Annotated in this window: 19 protein-coding genes; 9 read left to right on the forward strand and 10 right to left on the reverse strand. The window is 42.5% G+C overall.

Annotated features, from left to right (window positions below; all coding sequences use genetic code 11):
* Nucleotide 1: 1 nt before the first annotated feature.
* The 4 genes from yfkAB to OIT90_RS17445 all read left to right on the forward strand — a co-directional run bounded on the left by yfkAB (nt 2) and on the right by OIT90_RS17445 (nt 3,319).
* Nucleotides 2-1,123 carry a radical SAM/CxCxxxxC motif protein YfkAB gene (gene yfkAB / locus OIT90_RS17430; protein ID WP_041106321.1) on the forward strand — a complete coding sequence of 374 codons (1,122 nt, stop codon included), beginning with the start codon at nt 2-4 and terminating at the stop codon, nt 1,121-1,123.
* Between the two features lie 7 nt (nt 1,124-1,130).
* Nucleotides 1,131-1,967: a mechanosensitive ion channel family protein gene (locus tag OIT90_RS17435; protein WP_106025882.1), complete on the forward strand. Its 837-nt coding sequence runs from the start codon at nt 1,131-1,133 to the stop codon at nt 1,965-1,967.
* A 99-nt stretch (nt 1,968-2,066) separates the two neighbouring features.
* Nucleotides 2,067-2,468, forward strand: a complete 402-nt coding sequence (locus OIT90_RS17440; protein ID WP_106025881.1) for a nuclear transport factor 2 family protein — start codon at nt 2,067-2,069, stop codon at nt 2,466-2,468.
* A gap of 131 nt (nt 2,469-2,599) precedes the next feature.
* Entirely contained in the window at nt 2,600-3,319 is a 720-nt protein-coding gene (locus OIT90_RS17445; protein WP_024425262.1) for a YebC/PmpR family DNA-binding transcriptional regulator, read from the forward strand.
* A 356-nt stretch (nt 3,320-3,675) separates the two neighbouring features.
* On the opposite strand, the gene OIT90_RS17450 is transcribed toward OIT90_RS17445, so the two are convergent.
* The 3 genes from OIT90_RS17450 to OIT90_RS17460 form a co-directional block, all read right to left on the reverse strand.
* On the reverse strand, nt 3,676-4,458 hold the full coding sequence (locus OIT90_RS17450) for a YfkD famly protein (RefSeq protein WP_017358796.1): 783 nt from the start codon (nt 4,456-4,458) through the stop codon (nt 3,676-3,678).
* 67 nt (nt 4,459-4,525) lie between these two features.
* Complete coding sequence (cax, locus tag OIT90_RS17455; RefSeq protein ID WP_474892780.1) at nt 4,526-5,593, reverse strand: calcium/proton exchanger; 1,068 nt, start codon at nt 5,591-5,593, stop codon at nt 4,526-4,528.
* 65 nt (nt 5,594-5,658) lie between these two features.
* A complete protein-coding gene (locus OIT90_RS17460; protein WP_474892781.1) occupies nt 5,659-6,036 on the reverse strand; it encodes an OsmC family protein in 378 nt (125 codons plus the stop codon).
* A gap of 75 nt (nt 6,037-6,111) precedes the next feature.
* Here OIT90_RS17460 and OIT90_RS17465 point away from each other — a divergent pair, with 75 nt between their 5' ends.
* Nucleotides 6,112-7,275 carry an MFS transporter gene (locus OIT90_RS17465; RefSeq protein ID WP_064497727.1) on the forward strand — a complete coding sequence of 388 codons (1,164 nt, stop codon included), beginning with the start codon at nt 6,112-6,114 and terminating at the stop codon, nt 7,273-7,275.
* Nucleotides 7,276-7,291: 16 nt separating this feature from the next.
* Nucleotides 7,292-7,798 carry a GNAT family N-acetyltransferase gene (locus OIT90_RS17470; protein ID WP_474892782.1) on the forward strand — a complete coding sequence of 169 codons (507 nt, stop codon included), beginning with the start codon at nt 7,292-7,294 and terminating at the stop codon, nt 7,796-7,798.
* A gap of 204 nt (nt 7,799-8,002) precedes the next feature.
* On the opposite strand, the gene OIT90_RS17475 is transcribed toward OIT90_RS17470, so the two are convergent.
* From OIT90_RS17475 to OIT90_RS17485, 3 genes are read right to left on the reverse strand one after another with little or no spacing between them, the layout of a single operon-like run.
* Nucleotides 8,003-8,821, reverse strand: coding sequence for a YihY/virulence factor BrkB family protein (locus OIT90_RS17475; protein ID WP_039177150.1), 819 nt, complete (start codon nt 8,819-8,821; stop codon nt 8,003-8,005).
* A 27-nt stretch (nt 8,822-8,848) separates the two neighbouring features.
* A complete protein-coding gene (locus tag OIT90_RS17480; RefSeq protein WP_039177147.1) occupies nt 8,849-9,172 on the reverse strand; it encodes a YtxH domain-containing protein in 324 nt (107 codons plus the stop codon).
* Nucleotides 9,173-9,192: 20 nt separating this feature from the next.
* Nucleotides 9,193-9,663 carry a low molecular weight protein-tyrosine-phosphatase gene (locus OIT90_RS17485; RefSeq protein ID WP_058837477.1) on the reverse strand — a complete coding sequence of 157 codons (471 nt, stop codon included), beginning with the start codon at nt 9,661-9,663 and terminating at the stop codon, nt 9,193-9,195.
* A 173-nt stretch (nt 9,664-9,836) separates the two neighbouring features.
* Here OIT90_RS17485 and OIT90_RS17490 point away from each other — a divergent pair, with 173 nt between their 5' ends.
* Together OIT90_RS17490 and OIT90_RS17495 are read left to right on the forward strand one after the other, a co-directional pair.
* On the forward strand, nt 9,837-11,192 hold the full coding sequence (locus OIT90_RS17490; RefSeq protein WP_474892783.1) for an alanine/glycine:cation symporter family protein: 1,356 nt from the start codon (nt 9,837-9,839) through the stop codon (nt 11,190-11,192).
* Nucleotides 11,193-11,269: 77 nt separating this feature from the next.
* Nucleotides 11,270-11,485, forward strand: a complete 216-nt coding sequence (locus tag OIT90_RS17495; RefSeq protein WP_003214000.1) for a DUF1128 domain-containing protein — start codon at nt 11,270-11,272, stop codon at nt 11,483-11,485.
* Between the two features lie 108 nt (nt 11,486-11,593).
* On the opposite strand, the gene OIT90_RS17500 is transcribed toward OIT90_RS17495, so the two are convergent.
* A complete protein-coding gene (locus OIT90_RS17500; protein WP_034283692.1) occupies nt 11,594-12,112 on the reverse strand; it encodes a type 1 glutamine amidotransferase domain-containing protein in 519 nt (172 codons plus the stop codon).
* A 254-nt stretch (nt 12,113-12,366) separates the two neighbouring features.
* On the opposite strand from OIT90_RS17500, the gene OIT90_RS17505 reads away from it, so the two are divergent.
* Nucleotides 12,367-16,659 (forward strand): multifunctional 2',3'-cyclic-nucleotide 2'-phosphodiesterase/3'-nucleotidase/5'-nucleotidase, encoded by a 4,293-nt coding sequence (locus OIT90_RS17505; RefSeq protein ID WP_474892784.1) that lies wholly within the window; start codon nt 12,367-12,369, stop codon nt 16,657-16,659.
* Between the two features lie 39 nt (nt 16,660-16,698).
* Here the strand turns inward: OIT90_RS17505 and OIT90_RS17510 are convergent, their stop codons facing one another.
* The 3 genes from OIT90_RS17510 to treC form a co-directional block, all read right to left on the reverse strand.
* The gene (locus OIT90_RS17510; protein WP_474892785.1) at nt 16,699-17,133 is read right to left on the reverse strand and encodes a terpene synthase; all 435 of its coding nucleotides are present in this window, start codon (nt 17,131-17,133) and stop codon (nt 16,699-16,701) included.
* 72 nt (nt 17,134-17,205) lie between these two features.
* A complete protein-coding gene (gene treR / locus OIT90_RS17515; protein ID WP_041087239.1) occupies nt 17,206-17,934 on the reverse strand; it encodes a trehalose operon repressor in 729 nt (242 codons plus the stop codon).
* A gap of 19 nt (nt 17,935-17,953) precedes the next feature.
* On the reverse strand, nt 17,954-19,654 hold the full coding sequence (treC, locus tag OIT90_RS17520; protein ID WP_474892786.1) for an alpha,alpha-phosphotrehalase: 1,701 nt from the start codon (nt 19,652-19,654) through the stop codon (nt 17,954-17,956).
* Between the last annotated feature and the right edge of the window lie 5 nt (nt 19,655-19,659).

Below are 19,659 nucleotides of genomic sequence, written 5' to 3' on the forward strand. Positions count from 1 at the left end.
CATGAACCAAAAAACAGCACTTCGTCCGATCACACCTGCATACGACCCTTGGGAAGCCTATCTCGATGTGCAGGATTACGGAGAAATGAAGCTGACTAATATTGAATTTACGACAACAACATTGTGTAACATGAGATGTGAGCATTGTGCAGTCGGCTATACCTTACAGCCTAAAGACCCGAATGCACTGCCGATAGATTTGTTACTTCGCCGTTTAGATGAAGTTCCGCTCCTGCGCTCACTCAGTATTACAGGCGGAGAGCCTATGCTTTCTCTTAAATCTGTACGGGAATATGTCGTCCCTTTATTAAAGTATGCCCATGAACGCGGCGTGCGTACACAAATCAATTCAAATTTAACCCTTGATTTGGCGCGCTATGAAGAAATTATTCCATACTTAGACGTCCTTCACATTTCACATAACTGGGGCACTGTTGAAGAGTTTGCAACAGTCGGTTTTGCTATGATGGATCGTAAACCAACCTTTGAGCAGCGCGAGAAATTATTTAACCGCATGATTGAAAATAGTCAGGCACTTGTCAAAGCGGGCGTAACTGTATCCGCTGAAACTATGCTGAATAAGCGCACGCTTCCATATATTGAGCACATCCACCGGCAGATCGTCGAGGAAATGAAATGCCAGCGCCACGAAGTTCACCCGATGTACCCAAGTGATTTCGCCAGCGCCCTTGAATCATTGACGCTTCCGCAAATGCGGGATGCGATTCATCAGCTGCTTGATATTCGTGATCAAAACACATGGATGCTGTTTGGCACCCTGCCATTTTATTCATGCAGCACAGATGAAGAAGACCAGCGTCTCCTTAATCGATTGCGCCAGGAGAAAAATGTCACAGTACGAAATGACCCTGACGGCCGTTCGCGGTTGAATGTGAATATTTTTGATGGGAATATTATTGTGACAGACTTTGGCGATACACCGCCGCTTGGAAACATTGCAACTGATACATTGCAATCAGCCTATACACGCTGGATGGACACGAAATTAGCAAAAGAGCTGAATTGTCATTGCCCAAGCGTGCAGTGCCTCGGTCCGAATGTTCTAGTGAAAAACAGCTATTATCAAGATGTTGATTTTACTTCTCGAACAGCCAGGGGGTAATCGATAGATGGACGATACATTTCTGACAGTGGTCAAAAACAAATACATTGAAATTCTCCTTGTTGGGCTCGTTCTTTGGCTTGCTGTCTTTATGATCAACAAAGCCCTTCAAATTTTCTTTAAACGAACTGAGTTTATAGAGGATAAAAAGAAGAAAACGATCGAGAGCTTGGTCAAATCGGTCACGAAATACACCGCTTCGATTTGCTTTGTGCTCTATGTCATTTCTCTTTTCTTTCATGACTTTGGGAAAATTCTTGCGGGTGCTGGTGTCGCTGGGATCGTCATCGGTTTTGGCGCCCAGACGCTCATTCGTGATATTTTAGCAGGCATTTTTCTCATCTATGAACGCCAGATTCATAAAGGGGATTATGTGACGGTGAATAACCTCTTTAATGGAACCATTGAAGAGATTGGTCTCCGCTCTCTGCAAATTAGAGAATGGAGCGGCAAGCTGTTAACCATTTCTAACGGGGATATCAGGCAAATCCAAAACTATAACATGCAATATATGCGGATTACGGAATCTGTGTTAATTAGCGCGAATCAAAACCCAGATATCGCCTTCCAAGCACTTGAATCAGCATGTGACAATTTAAATCAAATGCATCATGATTTACTTAAAAAAGATGAATTCCAAAATGCCATTGAACCCTTTCAAGTTCATGGAATTATGGGCTTGAATAAGCTGAATCGCGGGATTGAAATCACAGTTAAGGGAATGGTCGAAGACGAAAAATACTTCGAAGCCGCTCTCGCTGTGCGAAAAGAAATGATTAAGCAACTTCATCAGCATGATGTCAAATTGCTTGAAGATCTCGCTTATCCCCAGCCTGCAAAATAACCTCATTCTATATGGGGTTATTTTTTTATTTGTATTTTGTTAACCGGTTAATTATAATGTTATTTAGTTAATCAGTTAATAATAGAGAGGATGTATGGAATGACAAAAACAGAAGCAATTTCTTTCATCAAGGAGATGTATCAAGAGGTGTTAACCAAGTTCGATACAAAAAAGGTGGAGGCTTATTTTTCTCCTGACTATCAGCAAGTGACCGATGGGAAGGTGTCCACGCTTAATGAGTTTAAAAAACATCTATCCACATTAAAAGAAATGACAACACAGCTTGCGATCCCCGCCTTTCATGATGTGTTATTTGATGAAGAAACGCAGCAAGCGTGTTTTCGTTACACGGTACATGTTGACCTCGCAAACGGAGACGGAGGTTTAATAGATGTCACAGCTCTTTTCACCTTATCAGATGGCAGGATCATTCGGTGCGACGAGCTGACTCGGGCTCACGAAAAACATGAAATGCTTGAACAGCTGGGGCACATCAGCTAACAATTCTCTTCATTTCAGCCCTCTTACTTCTATCCTCTTGACTGATTCATGTATAATAGATAGCAGAATGATTTCATGCAGCATGGGGACCCTCATACTGTGTATTTTCTAATTGAAAGAGAGTGAATAAGATGGGTCGTAAGTGGAACAACATTAAAGAAAAGAAAGCATCAAAGGATGCCAGTACAAGTCGTATTTACGCAAAATTCGGGCGTGAAATCTATGTGGCTGCCAAACAAGGTGAGCCAAACCCAGAATCAAACCAAGCACTTCGTTTTGTCCTAGAACGTGCAAAAACATATAGTGTCCCAAAACATATTGTGGACCGTGCCATTGAAAAAGCCAAAGGCGGTGCGGAAGAGAACTTCGATGAGCTGCGCTACGAAGGATTTGGTCCAAACGGATCAATGGTCATCGTTGATGCCCTCACCAATAACGTGAACCGTACAGCTTCAGATGTTCGAGCAGCATTTGGGAAAAACGGCGGAAACATGGGCGTAAGCGGCTCTGTTGCTTACATGTTTGACGAAACAGCTGTCATCGGTGTCGAAGGGAAAAGCGAAGAAGAAACACTTGAGCTTTTAATGGAAGCAGATGTTGATGTACGTGACATCATGGAAGAAGATGAAACGGTGATTGTGTACGCTGAACCAGATCAATTCCATCAAGTACAAGAAGCATTCAAACAAGCCGGTGTTGAAGAATTCACTGTCGCTGAAATCACAATGCTACCGCAAAACGAAGTGACGTTAGATGATGAATCTAAAGCACAATTTGAAAAGCTGATCGATGTATTAGAAGAGCTTGAAGACGTGCAGCAGGTTTATCATAATGTGGATTTAGGGGAATAAAAAAATTAAGCCATAGTAGTCGTTGAGTTCATTCAACTTCTACTATGGCTTTTTTATTTTCTCAATAAAATGTAATATATGTATAATGTGTTAATGTCTACAATTTTCAAGGAGATGAGTTTCATTTTTAAAACATGGTGGTTTTCTTATTATGGATTTATGATCATCCCTTATCTTGGCCTATGTCTTATTTTCAACGACTTACCGATATTGTCTAAAGTTATCTTCTTTCTTTTTATCATTTGGTATTTATATAACGCCTTTGACTTTTACAAAAATGAACTAAAAAGAAAAGAAGAGAAACCCTATTAGCAAAAAACAGTCATCTCCTCTGTTGATAAGAGGAGATGACTGTTTTAATTCATCCCTTGAAACCCAAACGTCAGGTGATCCTGAACAGGTATCCAAGCGCCGATTCCTTGTGAAGTCACGTTTTTTACGACGAGTTTGCGTTTATTTCCTTTTAGCACAAGGTACACTTCTCCGTAAGTAACCTTACCTTTTTCGTTAATCGCTGGTGCATAGGCATGAAGCGATGCTGCTTTTTTTGGAGAGACATGGTAAGACTGATCTCGTTTTGTTCCTGCACCAATTACGGTGTCAAACGCGAGGGGCAGCTTTGTTTTTTGAATGGCTTTTTGCATCATCAATGTTTTCACATCTTCTGGGTTTGGTACTTTTGCTGTGAGTCCGCCGCTTACTTTCACTTGCTGCTTTTGAACGTATTTTCCAATGGCTGTTTTATTGCCGCCTCTGTTATCAATATGGTTCGTATTCACCTTTTTGTATTCCCAATTGGCGACTGTTTCGTTTGAATCGTAGCTCAGTGCCCATCTCCCAAGGAAAATGGTCGCGCGGTATCCAACTGCTAATGGCGTCCCTGAAATGCTGGATTCATTCAGCATTTTAATCAAATGAGTATTCTCAATCGGGACACTTGTTGTTTTGAACAATTCAGCCGTCAGCTCGCTCGGCTGGAGCAGCGGCTGATCCTGTGACGCGTTCGGATACGTATTCTCCTTTGAAATACTTGCGACAGAGGATGGCACTTTAAATGGCTTTGCCGCCTCCGCTGGAAAGCTGTATAGAAAACTTAAGGATAAGAGAACAACAAACATGATGCGGGGCATCTTTTTCATATCATCACTCTTTCTCATTCATTTTTCCATAGTATTTTCCCGAAAGACGTCCCTTATCCACAAAAGATTATAAAAGGAAAAATCCAATCGCCATAATAAAATAGGCAGCGAGTAATGTGGCGCCTTCAAACCAGTTTGTATCACCATCATTTGATAAAATGACCGTGAGCAGCACAGAGGATGCCATCGCAATGAGTTCCGGTAAGGAAAAAATGAGCGGCATCTGCTTGCCGAAAAATAGAGAGCTGATGACAAGGATTGGCGCGACCATCATGGCAACCTGAAGCGTGGAGCCAAAGGCGATTTCTACTGCTACATCCATTTTGTTTTTATACGCCATGATGACAGCTGAGGCATGTTCTGCTGCGTTGCCGACGATGGCCACAATAATGACACCGATAAACAGCTCACTCCAGCCAAATTGTTCTCCTACCGTATCAAATGTATGAACAAGACGCTCTGAAATGTACGCAACTGCGATTGTCGAAAGCAGCAAAATGACAGTGGCAAACTTTCCAGACCATTCAGGTGTTTCTTCTTCCGTCTCTGCTTCGCCTTCCATGCTCTCCTGCTTGGCAACATACACCCCGCGGTGGCTGACCAGTTTGAAATAGAGCGCCGCGACATAAAGCAAAATCATGACAATGCTAATCCCAATGCTTAAAACAAACTGTTTATTCTCTGCCATCTCCATCGAAAACACTTCTGGAATGACAAACGCTACAATAATGGCAAACATGAGCAAGCCTGAATTGTGCCTTGCATCATGGACATTAAATACTTGACGCTTATATTTTAATCCGCCAACGAAAAAAGACAAGCCAGCCACAAGCAGTAAATTTCCGATAACCGATCCTGTTAATGATGCAAGTACGATGGCCGTCAATCCTTGCTTTAAAGCAAAAAACGAAATGATTAACTCCACCGCATTTCCAAATGTAGCGTTTAAAAGTCCGCCAATTCTGGGCCCCGCAATGATGGCAAGACTTTCTGTGGCTCTTCCCATAAAACTAGCAAGACCAATAATGGCGATACAATAAACGGCAAACATGACGACCTGCGGGAAATGAAGAAAACTGCCAAGCACCGATAGCGGAACACCGATTGCGACAATCACAAGAAATAAACGATTCATACAGCCATTCTCCTTTACATATGTCTGACTGTTATTCTTTCGTGAGTGCCGGCATCATATACATTTTAGATTCGCGCGTGTGAGAAGGTGATATCAATACTTCCTTTCACGGACTGCACCATAGAGCAATGCTTCAATGCAAGGGTGATCACTTTATCGATTTGTTCATCAGATGTATTAATGTCTTCAAATAAGATATGTAAATGAATGCTGGAAATCTTGTTTACAGCTCCTGCTCTTGTCGTTTCAGGTGTGATCGTCAGCCCTTCATAGGATATTCGCTTTTTACGGCATACATGAATGAGCATTTCTCCAAAGCAGCCTGCAATGGCTGAGGTGAACAATTGAGATGGTCGGTACCCCATTTCTTCTGTTCCTGAAATAGGCAGCTGCCTGTCCTCAATATGTGCAATCCAACGATCCTTTTCGTATGTCAGCTTCATTCCTTTTCCACCTTTCTATTGAAACCCCTATGGTTCCATTGTACGATGAAAGCATGAACTTGTAAGGAGCATCTTATGTCGAGAATTCACTTTATGATTTTAATTTTACTTGTATCCGTGTCTGGTTTTTCACAGGGCGCATTACTTCCTGTCATTTCCATTATTTTCGAACATGCCGGTACATCTCCTACGTTAAACGGCCTGCATGCCACAGGCTTATATCTCGGTGTGCTGCTTGCGTCTCCTTTTATGGAAGCACCGCTTCGCCGGTTTGGATTTAAGCCGTTAATCGTCATTGGAGGCGCCGCTGTCTTTTTAAGCTTGTTTAGCTTTGTGTTTTTTGAATCTTATGTCGTCTGGTTCTTCCTCCGGCTTATGATCGGGATTGGTGACCATATGCTGCATTTCTCTACACAGACGTGGGTGACCTATGCTTCATCCTCGAGAAATCGCGGAAGAAACATTTCACTGTATGGATTATCGTTTGGACTCGGTTTTGCCGCCGGCCCTTTTTTAACGCCGCTCATTGAGATCAATCCAGCTTTGCCTTTTATTGTTTCTGGTGCCGTTAGTTTATGTATTTGGCTGCTTGTGTTTGTTTTAAAAAATACATATCCAGATACGGGCGAAGTGCAAACGTCAGAGCAGACAAACAGTTTGAAGCGCTTCAAAAAGGCCTTTCAATTTGGCTGGGTCGCCTTTATGATGCCATTTTGCTATGGATTTTTAGAAACGACGCTTAATAGTAACTTCCCTGTATATGCGCTAAGAAGCGGTGTGACAGTAGAGGCAGTTGCGTTTATTTTACCTGCGTTTGCCATTGGGAGCATTGTCTTTCAGCTTCCTCTTGGGATGCTCAGTGACCGGTTTGGCAGACGCCGCATCATTTTATGTGTGACACTCGCTGGATCATTCTTTTTCCTTTTAGCAGGGATCTTCATTCAATCCGTTTTGGCTGTCGCCATTTGTTTCTTTATCGCCGGAATGGCTGTAGGCTCTACCTTCTCACTTGGCATCAGTTATATGACCGACTTATTGCCAAAGCATTTGCTTCCCGCCGGGAATTTGATGTGCGGGATGGCGTTTAGTGCCGGCAGTATTCTCGGGCCGGTACTCGGAGGATTCTTTGTGCAAACGTTTGAAGGAATGAATTTACTTTACCTTGTCAGTATCGTGATATTATTTGTGTTTTGCTGCGTTCGGTTTGGGAGAACGACGGCAGTGGTAGAAAGTCACTAAAATGGAGGGTCAATCGTTGTTTACCTATAACATCACAAATGAGTTGACTTTGGCATCTCTACAAATAGATGATGCGGACACACTGTTTAGCCTTATTCAAAAAAATAAGGCTCATTTAGGGGAGTGGCTGCCTTGGGTTCATCACTGCAAAAGCATAGAAGCAGTCAAAACGTTTATTCAATCAACTCAAACCACCTACAATGAACAAAAAGGGTTGGAAGCTGGCATTCAGCTGAACGAGCAATTAATCGGTGTGTTCCGTCTGACGTTTGATCAACAAGTAGGAAATATCGGTTATTGGATTGATGAAGACGCTCAAGGACAAGGCATTGTGACAACCATCGTGAAATATATGACAGATACCTTTGCTCCTAAAGTCGATGGATTTGAAATTTTTTGTCCTGTTGGCCATGTCAGAAGTGAACGTGTAGCGATAAACGCAGGGTTTCAGCTTGATTCTCATTACCAGTCAAAACCTGATACAGCTTTTAACCTTAAGCGGTATATACGATTGTCGAAATAAAAACTCCCCTGCACCGCAGAGGAGTTTTTTCATTTAATGATAACCATTTTGCCCGTTCGCACTGCCGCTTGTTTTGTGCTTTGGCTGATGGCCTTTGTTTTGTTTCGTGTTGCTTCCGCCTTTTTTCGATTGTTTGGACATATGTGATTCCCCCATCCATCAAGATTGAACATGTTCGTTCTTCTTTAGGATGCCCAGATTTCTTCACACCTTGCCTGGTACGATTTTACGCTTATGTAAAAGCGCATTGAGCTCGCCGCCAAGGATAATCATGATGCCGGTTAAATAGAACCAGATCATTAAAATAATGATTCCCCCAATACTTCCGTACATCGCGCTGTAATTAGCAAACTCGCCTACGTAAAATGAGAACAGCATGCTGACCAAAATCCATCCAATCGATGCAAAAATGGCGCCTGGCAGAACAAATTTCAATTTCAGTCTGATGTTTGGGGCGAAATAGTACAAGGCTGTAAACACAATCAATAAAATCAGCGGGCTAATGATCCACCTCATGGCCGTCCAAATGGTGAGAAAGGCATCTGACTGCCCAACTAATTTAGCGACAAATAAGCCAAGTTCTTTTCCAAAGACAGGTAGCATTAAGGCAAAAATAATCGTAAGAACCATCGCTATGGTTAAGATGATTGATGTTAAACGTACGAGAATGAAGGAACGATTTTCCTCAACTTCGTAAGCATGGTTAAATGCTCTGACGACGGCATTAATCCCGTTAGATGCAGACCAAAGGGCGGCAATAATCCCGAATGACAACAATCCGCCGTTGCGGCTGTTCAGTGTCTCTTCGGCGATGGATTCAATCATCGAAAGCGCTCCTTCTGGCGCATAACCAGAAATGACGCTCAGGACATCCTTCGACGTCAGCGGCAAATATCCAACGAGTGTCAGCACGAAGATGAGAAACGGAAATAATGAAAGCAAAAAGAAGTAAGCAAGCTCAGCAGATTTTGCTGGTCCTTCATGCAGCAAAAAGCGTTCAATTAACGCTTTAATAAAACCCATACGCCTCATCTCCAATGATCAATCTTTCTATTTCGATCGAAAGTGATCCTTTGTTTCTTCAATAATCTCTAATACTTTTGGGGTTGTTTCCTTTAACTGATTGACTTGTTCATTTAAAAATGACAAATCATCTGAGACTGTTCGCATCAGCTGCTTCGTTTCTTCCATTTTTTCTTTCACGCAAGCAGAAATTCTGGCTGGCTCCTGACGGTATTCCGCCAGCTTTTCCTGACAGTCATCCCATTTGTCTTTAAGCGCAATTCTTGTTGGCCGATGAAATAATGTCAGCAGTGCGCCGCAAGCTGCTCCTATCACAGCTCCTCGAAGCATGATTTGATTTTTCTCTTCCATCTCGTCTGATCTCCTTTCAGTTAAAGGTGTTTCTCTTTCTTTACATACGTCAAAAAACGATCAATTCCTGTTTCAATTAAATCATGTACTTCCTCAAAGTTTCCAGTGTAATAAGGGTCTGGCACATCATCTCGATCATCGTCTTCAACAAAGTCAAGAAGACGGCCAATAAAGTGATGTTTCCCATAACCGGCTATACTGCGAAGTGCCCCTACATTTTCAGCATCCATCGCAATGATATAGTCGTATGCTGTGATGTCCTCCTCTATGATTTGTCTTGCGGACATCCCTTCATAGCTGATCCCTTTTTCATCAAGCAGCTTTCGTGTACCTTCATGCGGAGGACTGCCTTGATGCCAGCCGCCAATGCCTGCTGAATCAATGACAAAGTGCTCGCTTAGTCCTTCATCTTCTACTCGTTTTCTAAACATGGCCTCTGCCATCGGTGACCTACAAATATTTCCAAGACATACGAATAATACATGAATCATCCTTCATTCTCCTCCTATCTTTTCCCTAAGAACTGCTTTCGAAAACCTTTTCTCTATCATATCAAGCCCTTTTTCTTTTGAAAACTTTGCAAGAAAAACTCCCATCGGCATTGACACATTATACAAAAAAAGGGGACACTTTAGGAGAATTGCACAAATAAAGGGGGATACATATGGGATGGGTAGAACAGATTGTCAGCAATATCAATGATGTATTATGGGGACCGCCGCTTTTGTTTTTGATCGTGGGGACTGGGATTTACCTTACCTTTCGCGTACTCTTCATTCAAATTAGGCTGCTCCCCTATTCGCTGAAGCTTGCATTTTCAAAGCAAGACAAGACATCAGAAGGTGATATTTCTCACTTCCAAGCATTAATGACAGCTCTTGCTGCAACGGTTGGAACGGGAAATATTGTAGGGGTCGCCTCTGCTGTCATTGCTGGCGGACCAGGCGCTGTGTTTTGGATGTGGTTTGCAGCGTTCTTTGGAATGGCGACAAAATATGCTGAAGCTGTTCTCGCAGTGAAATACCGTGTCAAAAATGAAAAAGGTGAAATGTCCGGCGGGCCGATGTACTATTTGGAGCATGGCTTGAAGCAAAAATGGCTAGGGGTGCTGTTTGCTATTTTTGGTGCTGCGGCTGCCTTTGGAATTGGGAATCTCGTGCAGTCAAATTCGATTTCTGGTGTCATGAATTCAACCTTTCAGATTCCAACATGGATCACAGGCATTATTATTACGGCCTTTACTGCGCTCGTGATTTTAGGCGGGATTAAAAGCATTGGCCGGGTGACGGCTATTTTTGTACCGGTCATGGCTTTATTCTACGTCATTTGCGGGCTGATCATTCTTGTCATGAATGCGGATCTTGTCCCAAGTGCAGTCGGGCTCATTTTTACGGATGCATTTACAGGTCAAGCCGTTGCAGGCGGCGCGATCGGTACCGTAATCCGCTGGGGTGTGGCGAGAGGGGTATTTTCCAATGAAGCAGGTCTTGGTTCTGCACCAATCGCTGCTGCTGCTGCCAAAACAGATATGCCTGCTCGTCAAGCGCTTGTGTCAATGACGCAAGTATTTATTGATACGATGATTGTTTGTTCCATTACAGGGATCACAATTGTCATGGCCGATATGTACGTCACAGAAAAAAGTGATGCACTCACCTCGTTATCCTTTGCTCATTTTCTTGGACCAATCGGCTCAATCATTGTTGCAATCGGCTTACTTTTATTCGCTTATTCCACCATTATTGGCTGGTCCTATTACGGTGAAAAATGCTTTACATATTTGGCAAAAGATTCGTATGTGATGTATTATCGTGTTGTGTTTGTTATTGCTGTCTTTTTCGGTGCCGTGTTTAAGAATGATTTCGTCTGGGGCGTGGCGGATATGCTAAACGGACTGATGGCTGTTCCGAACTTAATCGGCCTTATCTGTTTATCAGGAGTTGTCGTGTTTGAATCTAAACGAATCATTGATAAGATCAAGCAGGAGAAAAAGGAGAAAAACATCTCCGTGTCGTCTTAATAGCCCTTTTATTCTTTTGCATTTCTGTTAAAATAGACATGTTATTCAACACATATGCAGGAAAGGACGTGCCGCCCTTGTCAGAGCAAAAAGCGGCTGAAGTCAATCAGCTGATTGAAGACATTTCGCAAAAGTTAAATATGCTGAACATTGGAGTCATCAAAGCCGAGGACTTCAGTCCAGACAAGTACGAAGATATTGAATTTCTACACCAAATGGTGATGAAAAAATCTTCATTCAGCCCAAGTGAAATGCAAGCCATCGCAAGCGAACTAAAAAACTTAAGAAAATAAACGTGCAAAGGAAACCAGATTGCGGTTTACGCCGCTTTCTTCCATCCATGCACAGAAAAAGCCAGCACCCCGCAAGGTGCTGGCTTTATTTATCCTGTAAAAAACTGCTTATTTTGCGAGCAGTTTTAATGATTCACGGTTAAATGCTGGAATGTCATCAGGTGTACGGCTTGTCACAAGCTGATCCTGACAAACAACAACTTCTTCATCTTTGAATTTGGCGCCTGCGTTTTCCATATCTACTTGAATGGATGTATAGCCAGTCGCGCCTCTGCCTTCCAGCGTCTTCGCTGTAATGAGCAATTGCGGTCCGTGACAGATCGCAAATACTGGTTTTTTCTCGTCCATAAATGCTCTTGTGAATTGGACATAGCGATCGTCTGCACGCAGAATGTCTGGTGAGAAACCGCCAGGAATCAGTAGTGCATCGAAGTCTTCAGGCTTCACGTTATCAATGGACGCATCCACTCTCACTTCTGCTTCTCCTTGCTTCCCTTTCACTGTTTTTCCTTTTTCGTTTTCAATTACTGTGACCTCATGGCCTGCATCTTTAAAGGCTTTTGCAGGCTCGGTGAATTCAACATCCTCAAAGTAATCTGTTAATACAACTGCAATTTTCTTACCCATGTAGAAACCCTCCTGCTTGATTATCGTTTACACTACACACTATACCCGGGTACATTGAAATCAAACATCCTATCCCGATCAGAAAACCCCTTATGATAAAAATAAGCATTTAGACTTATTTATATTTCCTCAACAAGGTAATTCGTATGATTTATGTTATCTTTACAATAATCTGCAAAAAATAACTACAAAAGTTAACGAAACATTTCTACAATAGGTATTGTGGTCAAAAAAATTAGAAAGGCGGAGATCAGGTGAAGAAGCAAACACATAGGTCTAAACGAAGGAAAAACCTGTCTATTCTGCTCACTTCCATTATGATGATTAGTCTCATTCTCCCAGCAGTACCTACTCATGCAGCAATAGAAAACGGCGATGCCGTAAAAGTCAGCATCTTAGCCACAACGGATGTTCATGCGAACATGATGAATTATGATTATTACAGCGACAAAGAAACAAATGAATTTGGTTTGGCAAAAACAGCCGAGCTAATTGAAAAGCACCGTTCACAAAATCCAAATACACTCCTTGTTGATAACGGAGACCTGATTCAAGGAACCCCTCTTGGAGAATACGTTTACAAAAATGAGAAAGACAGCATCATCAATCAAACAAAGGTTCACCCCATTATTCATACACTCAACAAACTAAAGTACGATGCAGGAACACTTGGTAATCATGAATTTAACTACGGATTATCATTTCTTGACGGTACTATTGCCGGGGCTAACTTCCCGATTGTCAATGCGAACGTCAAAAAGTTAAATGGAGAACACCGTTTTACGCCTTATGTGATTCAAGAAAAAACCTTTAAAGACGCAAACGGAGCCTCACAAACTGTGAAAGTCGGTTACATAGGATTCGTTCCACCACAAATTATGACGTGGGATAAGAAGCATTTAGATGGACAAGTTCAAGTGCAGGATATCGTCGAATCTGCCAATGAAACCATTCCTGAAATGAAGGAAAAAGGAGCAGATATCATCGTCGCTCTTGCCCATACAGGAATTGAAAAAACCGCTTCGCCTAAAGGATCAGAAAATATGATCTTTGACCTTGCCACGAAAACGAAAGGCATCGATGCGATCGTGTCTGGCCACCAGCACGGCACATTCCCAAGCGCTGAATATAGCGGCGTTGACAAATTCGATGTCTCAAAAGGAACCATCAACGGCATTCCAGTCGTCATGTCTAAAAACTGGGGAAGCTACCTTGGCGTCATTGATTTAACATTAGAGCCAGACGGCAGCAACTGGAAAGTCACAGATGGAACAGGAAAGATTGAATCTGTTGCAGGAGTCACCTCTCAAAACAGCACTGTAAAAGACGCTATTCTAACGACGCATCAAAACACACTTGATTATGTAAGAAAACCTGTCGGTAAAACAGAAGCAGACATTAACAGCTTTTTTGCTCAAGTGATGGATGACCCTTCTATTCAAATTGTGACAGATGCACAAAAATGGTATGCACAAGAAAAAATGAAGGATACGTCATACAAAAACTTACCGATTTTATCTGCAGGCGCCCCGTTTAAAGCCGGCGGCCGAAACGGTGTAAATTATTATACAAATATCGCAAAAGGTGATTTAGCGATTAAAAACATCGGCGATCTCTACCTTTACGATAACACCGTGCAAATTGTCAAACTGAAAGGCAGTGAAGTGAAAGACTGGCTCGAGATGTCTGCCGGACAGTTTAATCAGATCAAGCCAAACGATTCAAATGAACAGCCTATTTTAAACGAAGAATACCGCTCGTATAACTTTGATGTGATCGATGGTGTCACCTATCAAGTTGATGTGACGCAGCCTGCTAAGTACAGCACAACAGGCACTCTTGTCAATACGAATGCAAACCGCATCAAAAACCTGTCCTACAACGGAAAACCAGTCTCTGACAATCAAGAATTTTTAGTCGTGACAAACAACTATCGAGCTTCTGGCGGCGGTGGCTTCCCGCATCTGACGCAAGATAAAGTGGTGCTTGCCTCAGCCGATGAGAACCGCCAAGTGCTGATGGATTATATTATCGAACAAAAAACCATCAACCCAAGTGCGGACCAAAACTGGTCCATTGCACCAATCAAAGGCGCAACTGTCACATTCGAATCTTCTCTTTTAGCTAAGCCTTTTGCTGAAAAATCTAGCAGCGTAGACTTTGTTCGTAACGCCAGCACAGATGGTCTTGGTGTGTACAAGCTAGCCTTTAAAGAGGATGGCACAACAGAACCGCCTGCATCAGACAACTGGAATTTAACGGTGATGCATACAAACGATACACACGCCCACCTTGATGATGCGGCAAGACGTGCCACAAAGATTAAAGAAGTTCGAGCCGAAAGCAAGAACAACATTTTATTAGATGCTGGAGATGTCTTCTCTGGTGACCTATATTTCACAAAATGGCAAGGACTTGCCGACCTCAAACTGATGAACTTAATGAAATATGATGCCATGACGTTTGGTAATCATGAATTTGACAAAGGTCCTTCTGTTCTTCGTCAATTCCTGACAGGTGATGCATCAGATGTAGATGCAAAAAACCGTCATCAATTTGAAAAGCCTGCATTCCCGATTGTGTCATCAAACGTTGATGTCTCTAAGGAAAAACAATTGAGCGGCTTAGTGAAAAAGCCAGCCACATTTAAAGCTGGTGAGAAAAAAGAAGCTGGGATTTACCCATACATCCTGCTTGATGTAAACGGTGAAAAGGTGGCGGTATTCGGCTTAACCACTGAAGACACGGCCATTACATCCAGCAGCGGCCCTAACATTCAATTCAAGGATGCATACAAGAAAGCAAAGGAAACAGTCAACACCATTCAAACAGAAGAAAAAATCAATAAAATCATTGCTTTAACACACATTGGCTATAACCGTGACCTTGAGCTGGCTCAAAAAGTAGACGGTATTGATTTAATCATTGGCGGTCACACGCACACCCTTGTAGAAAAATTAAAGGTCGTCAATAAGAAAGAACCAACGATTGTCGCCCAGGTGAAAGACTACGGACAATTCTTAGGGAAAGTAGATGTGGCCTTTAATCAAAAAGGAGTCGTACAGCCAAAGAAATCTTCTTTTGACCTCATCACCATCGATGACTCTGTCAAAGAAGATGCCGATGCAAAAGCGATCCTCGATCAGTACAAGGCAGATATTCAAGATTTAAAAACGGAAAAAGTCGGGTCTACTGATGTCCTCTTAGACGGACAACGAGAGCATGTCCGGGCGAAGGAAACGAACCTTGGGAACTTTATTGCTGACGGCATGCTGAAGAAAGCGCAGGAATCTGCTGGTGCTGATCTTGCCATCACAAACGGCGGCGGTATTCGAGGCAGCATTGAAAAAGGAGATATCACTTTAGGTGATATTTTAACGGTCATGCCATTCGGAAACACACTCTATGTCGCAGATTTAAAAGGCAGCCAAATTAAGAAAGCACTCGAACAAGGGCTTTCAGGCATTGAGGAAGGCGGCGGCGCATTCCCTCATGTAGCCGGCATTGAATATACGTTTACACTGAGTAAACCAGCTGGCAGCAGACTCATTGATGTCAAACTGAAAGACAAAAACGGCAAACTAACAGACATTGATGATAAGAAAACATACCGCGTGGCAACAAACGCATTTGTCGGGACAGGCGGCGATGGCTACAGCGTCTTTACAGAAGCCTCTCACGGCGAAGACTTAGGCTATGTTGACTATGAAATCTTCAAAGAGCAAATTGAACAGGCAGACGGCGGGCATATTTCTCCTGTCATCGATCATCGAGTGAAAGAAGTGTTCCTTCCACGTGCGAAAGGAAAAGGCGCTTATGACATTCAAGATGATGAGAAATTCCAAACGTATGTGCAGCATACAAACAAAGCATTGCTCTATTTAGACAAAGCGAGCGAAGCGAAAAACGTTCAATTGTCACTATCAAAAGCACAGGTAGCCGAGCTGAAGAAAAGAGAGCAAGATCCGAACGTCACTATCTATCATGACAAAGTGGGACTCGCATTACCGCTCTCTAACTTGTCCGAGAAAAAAGCAGAAATATCGATGACAAAGACGGATAAGGTGAAAAATGCATTAACAGATACGTATGATTTCCAAATCAAACAAGATCAGAAAAAGGTTTCTACCTTTAAAGATCCAGTTACACTATCCTTTACATTAGATGAACCTCAAAAGGCAAAGAAACCTGGTGTATATTATGTAGACCGCAAGAAAAATCGTTATGCCAAAACAAGTAATGGATCATTCGAAAATGGGGTCGTTTCAGGTCAAACTGAACACTTCAGCGAATACACCGTACTCAACCAAAGCGGGGCAGCTGGAACAACGCCAGATCAAGCTGGTGGAGACGGCGGAAGTTCAGCGCCAGGCGGAGGTACAGGTACAGATCCAAACCAAGATGGAACCGGACTCCCAGGCGGCACACTGCCGAATACAGCAACAATGATGTATACAGCTGTATTGATTGGCGTACTCATGCTTGCCTCAGGCGGTATCCTCTATTACTACCAGCGTAAGCGTACAAGAAAAAATGTATCATCCTAAAAGAAAAGGACAGAGCCTATGCTCTGTCCTTTTCCCATCTCAATCCTGTGATAAATAAATCCAATTGCGTTTATCAAATTGTTTCACATCATCTGATCCTATATGACGCAGCATTCTATTGAAGAACGTGATGTCATCTTCATCATCGATGGCATATAAATCCTCTTGAACATAATCTCTCGTAATAAAATTCGTTAAATTCGTATTATTTACAAATTCAGCAAAATACGATTGGATAAGAGTTAAATCCTCTTCACTTAACTTTTCATCATTAATAATTGAAATATGAAACACATTCAAAATCGCTTGTATATCTTCTTCATCCATATAACATAATGGATTTAGTTTTCTATCTTCTTGCGTAAACGGTTTTCGAGTATCTTCAATGATGACGTAACATAATATTCGATGATCTTTCATCACGCTAAAAATTTCTAAATCCCGTAATTTTAGTGGTCGATTCAGTCTAATCATTTTTCCTCCTGTATATCAAAATTTTGTCGTTGTGTATATCCCCGTTTCTCCAAAACCTGAAAAGGACAGAGCCTATGCTCTGTCCATTTTTTCTCTTCTAGCAAAATCAACGAATCTAAAACGGTCTAACCTGTGACGGCTTTCTGTGTATTGAAATAGACTCGTATCCTCTAAGAACACATAATTCTTTACCACGACGACATGGTCAAATCCTTTCAAATCAAGGTACTTGGCGTCCTCTTCTGTACATGGCTCTACCACAAACTCCTTTTGAGCATAGCTGATTGATACACCGAGTTCTCCTTCAATATACTCGTAGATTGATCCTTCGCATATGTCTTTAGACAATACTTCAACATGCTTTTGCAAAAAGTAGTCCTTGTCTAAAATCACTTCTTCCCCGCTAATATTGCGAGAGCGAATGACTTTCCAGACGTCCGTCTGTTCGTCAATTTTTAGCTGAGACTGAATATACTGATCCGGTTTGATTAAACCAAATTCATGAACCGTTGTAACTGTCTTTCGGCCAAGCGTTTTGGAAAGCTCTTTAAAGCTGACAAGACCTGATACAGGGAACTGCATTTTCTCCCGATTCAGCAATACAGAGCCTTTCCCGCGGATTTTTTGGATATAGCCATTTTGCACAAGAATATTTAATGCCTTTCTCACCGTCTCCCGGGACGTGTCGTACATGATCGAAAGCTCATGCTCTGATGGGAGGATACCTTTATCCTGCCATTCACCTTGTTCAATTCGTCTTGCGAGCTGATCATAAATCACTCGAAACTTATTCTCTTTCATTTTCCCTCCGCCCCATTTTCTAGCGTTTGGTTAAATGATAAACGATTGACTCATATGGGCGCAACGTAAATCCCTTGATATGTGCCGGCACATCCTCATAATTGGATAACAGCACTTGACTCTCCATCTCATCAACAGCCTGCACAAGCTCATCAGGAAGCGTAAAGTCCGTCTCCCCTGCATAAAAGTGGTTGATCACGAGGAGCTTCTCATCCTTGCTTTCTCTAACATAAGCAAAAATCTTTGGATCTTCTGCTAGGAGTAAGGAGAAGCTGCCATATGTGATCACGTCAAGTTCTTTACGCAGTCTGCAAAGGGCTTGGTAATGATAGAAAATGGACGTCCGATCTTTTAATGAAGCCTCGACCGAAATGTCGTTATTGGCTGGCTCAATCCAAGGCGTTCCTGTTGAGAAACCTGCATTCTTCTCTGAGGTCCACTGCATTGGTGTTCGCGCATTATCTCTTGACTTGACCTGTAAAATGGCGAGTGCTTCTTCCTTTGATTTCCCCTTTTCAAGCATGACTTCGTACATATTGAGTGATTCGATATCACGGTAAGACGAAATGTCCTCAAAGCGAGGATTCTTCATGCCTATTTCCTCACCTTGATAAATATAAGGAGTCCCTTGCATGAGATGCATTGTGGTTGCCAGCATCTTCGCTGATTGCTGATGATACGTGTCATCGTCACCATATCTTGAGACGATACGCGGCTGATCATGATTGCACCAGAACAGCGCATTCCAGCCGCCGCCCTCATGCATTTTCGTCTGCCATTCAGACAGAATCGACTTCAATTCTTGAAAATCAAATGGCGCGATTGCCCATTTTTCACCATTTGGATAATCCACCTTTAAATGATGGAAGTTAAACGTCATATCCAGCTCCTGCCGATCAGGTCTTGTATACCGAATACAGTCTGCGATATTCGTTGAAGACATTTCTCCCACTGTCATGCTATCGTATTTCGAAAAAACCTCCTGGTTCATTTCATGCAGAAATTCATGAATTCTCGGACCATCCGTATAGTACATGCGGCCGTCGCCTTGCACAGATTGTCCGGCATCATCTAAGAAACGCTGATCCTTTGAGATGTTGTTGATGACATCCAGCCTGAACCCATCTATTCCTTTTTCAAACCAAAAGTGCATGATGTCATATACTTTCCTGCGCACCTCATCCTTCTCCCAATTGAGATCCGCCTGAGTGACATCATATAAATGAAGATAATAATCTCCTGTTACTTCGTCGAGTTCCCAGGCTGGACCGCCAAATTTCGACTGCCAATCATTCGGCGGAGATCCATCCGCTTTTGGCTCCTTCCAAATATAATAATCTCGGTAAGGATTATCCTTTGACTCACGCGAGGCTTGAAACCACTCATGAAAAATGGATGTATGGTTCACGGCTAGATCCATGATGACTCGTATGCCTCTCTCATGCGCTTCCTTCAGCATGCGTTCAAAATCTGTCATTGTGCCGTACATCTCATGGATTTTTGTATAATCACTAATATCATAGCCATTGTCATGCTGCGGGGACTCATACATTGGCGTGAGCCAAATACAATCCGCCCCAAGCTCTTTGATATAATCAAGCTTTTTCGTCACGCCATTGATATCACCTGTCCCAGAGCCTGTTGTATCTAAAAAGCTTTTCGGATAAATTTGATAGACCACCGCTTTTTTCCACCACGGTTCATTTGTTTGCTGATTCAATTTCC

This window comes from Bacillus sp. ABR, from assembly GCF_056172715.1.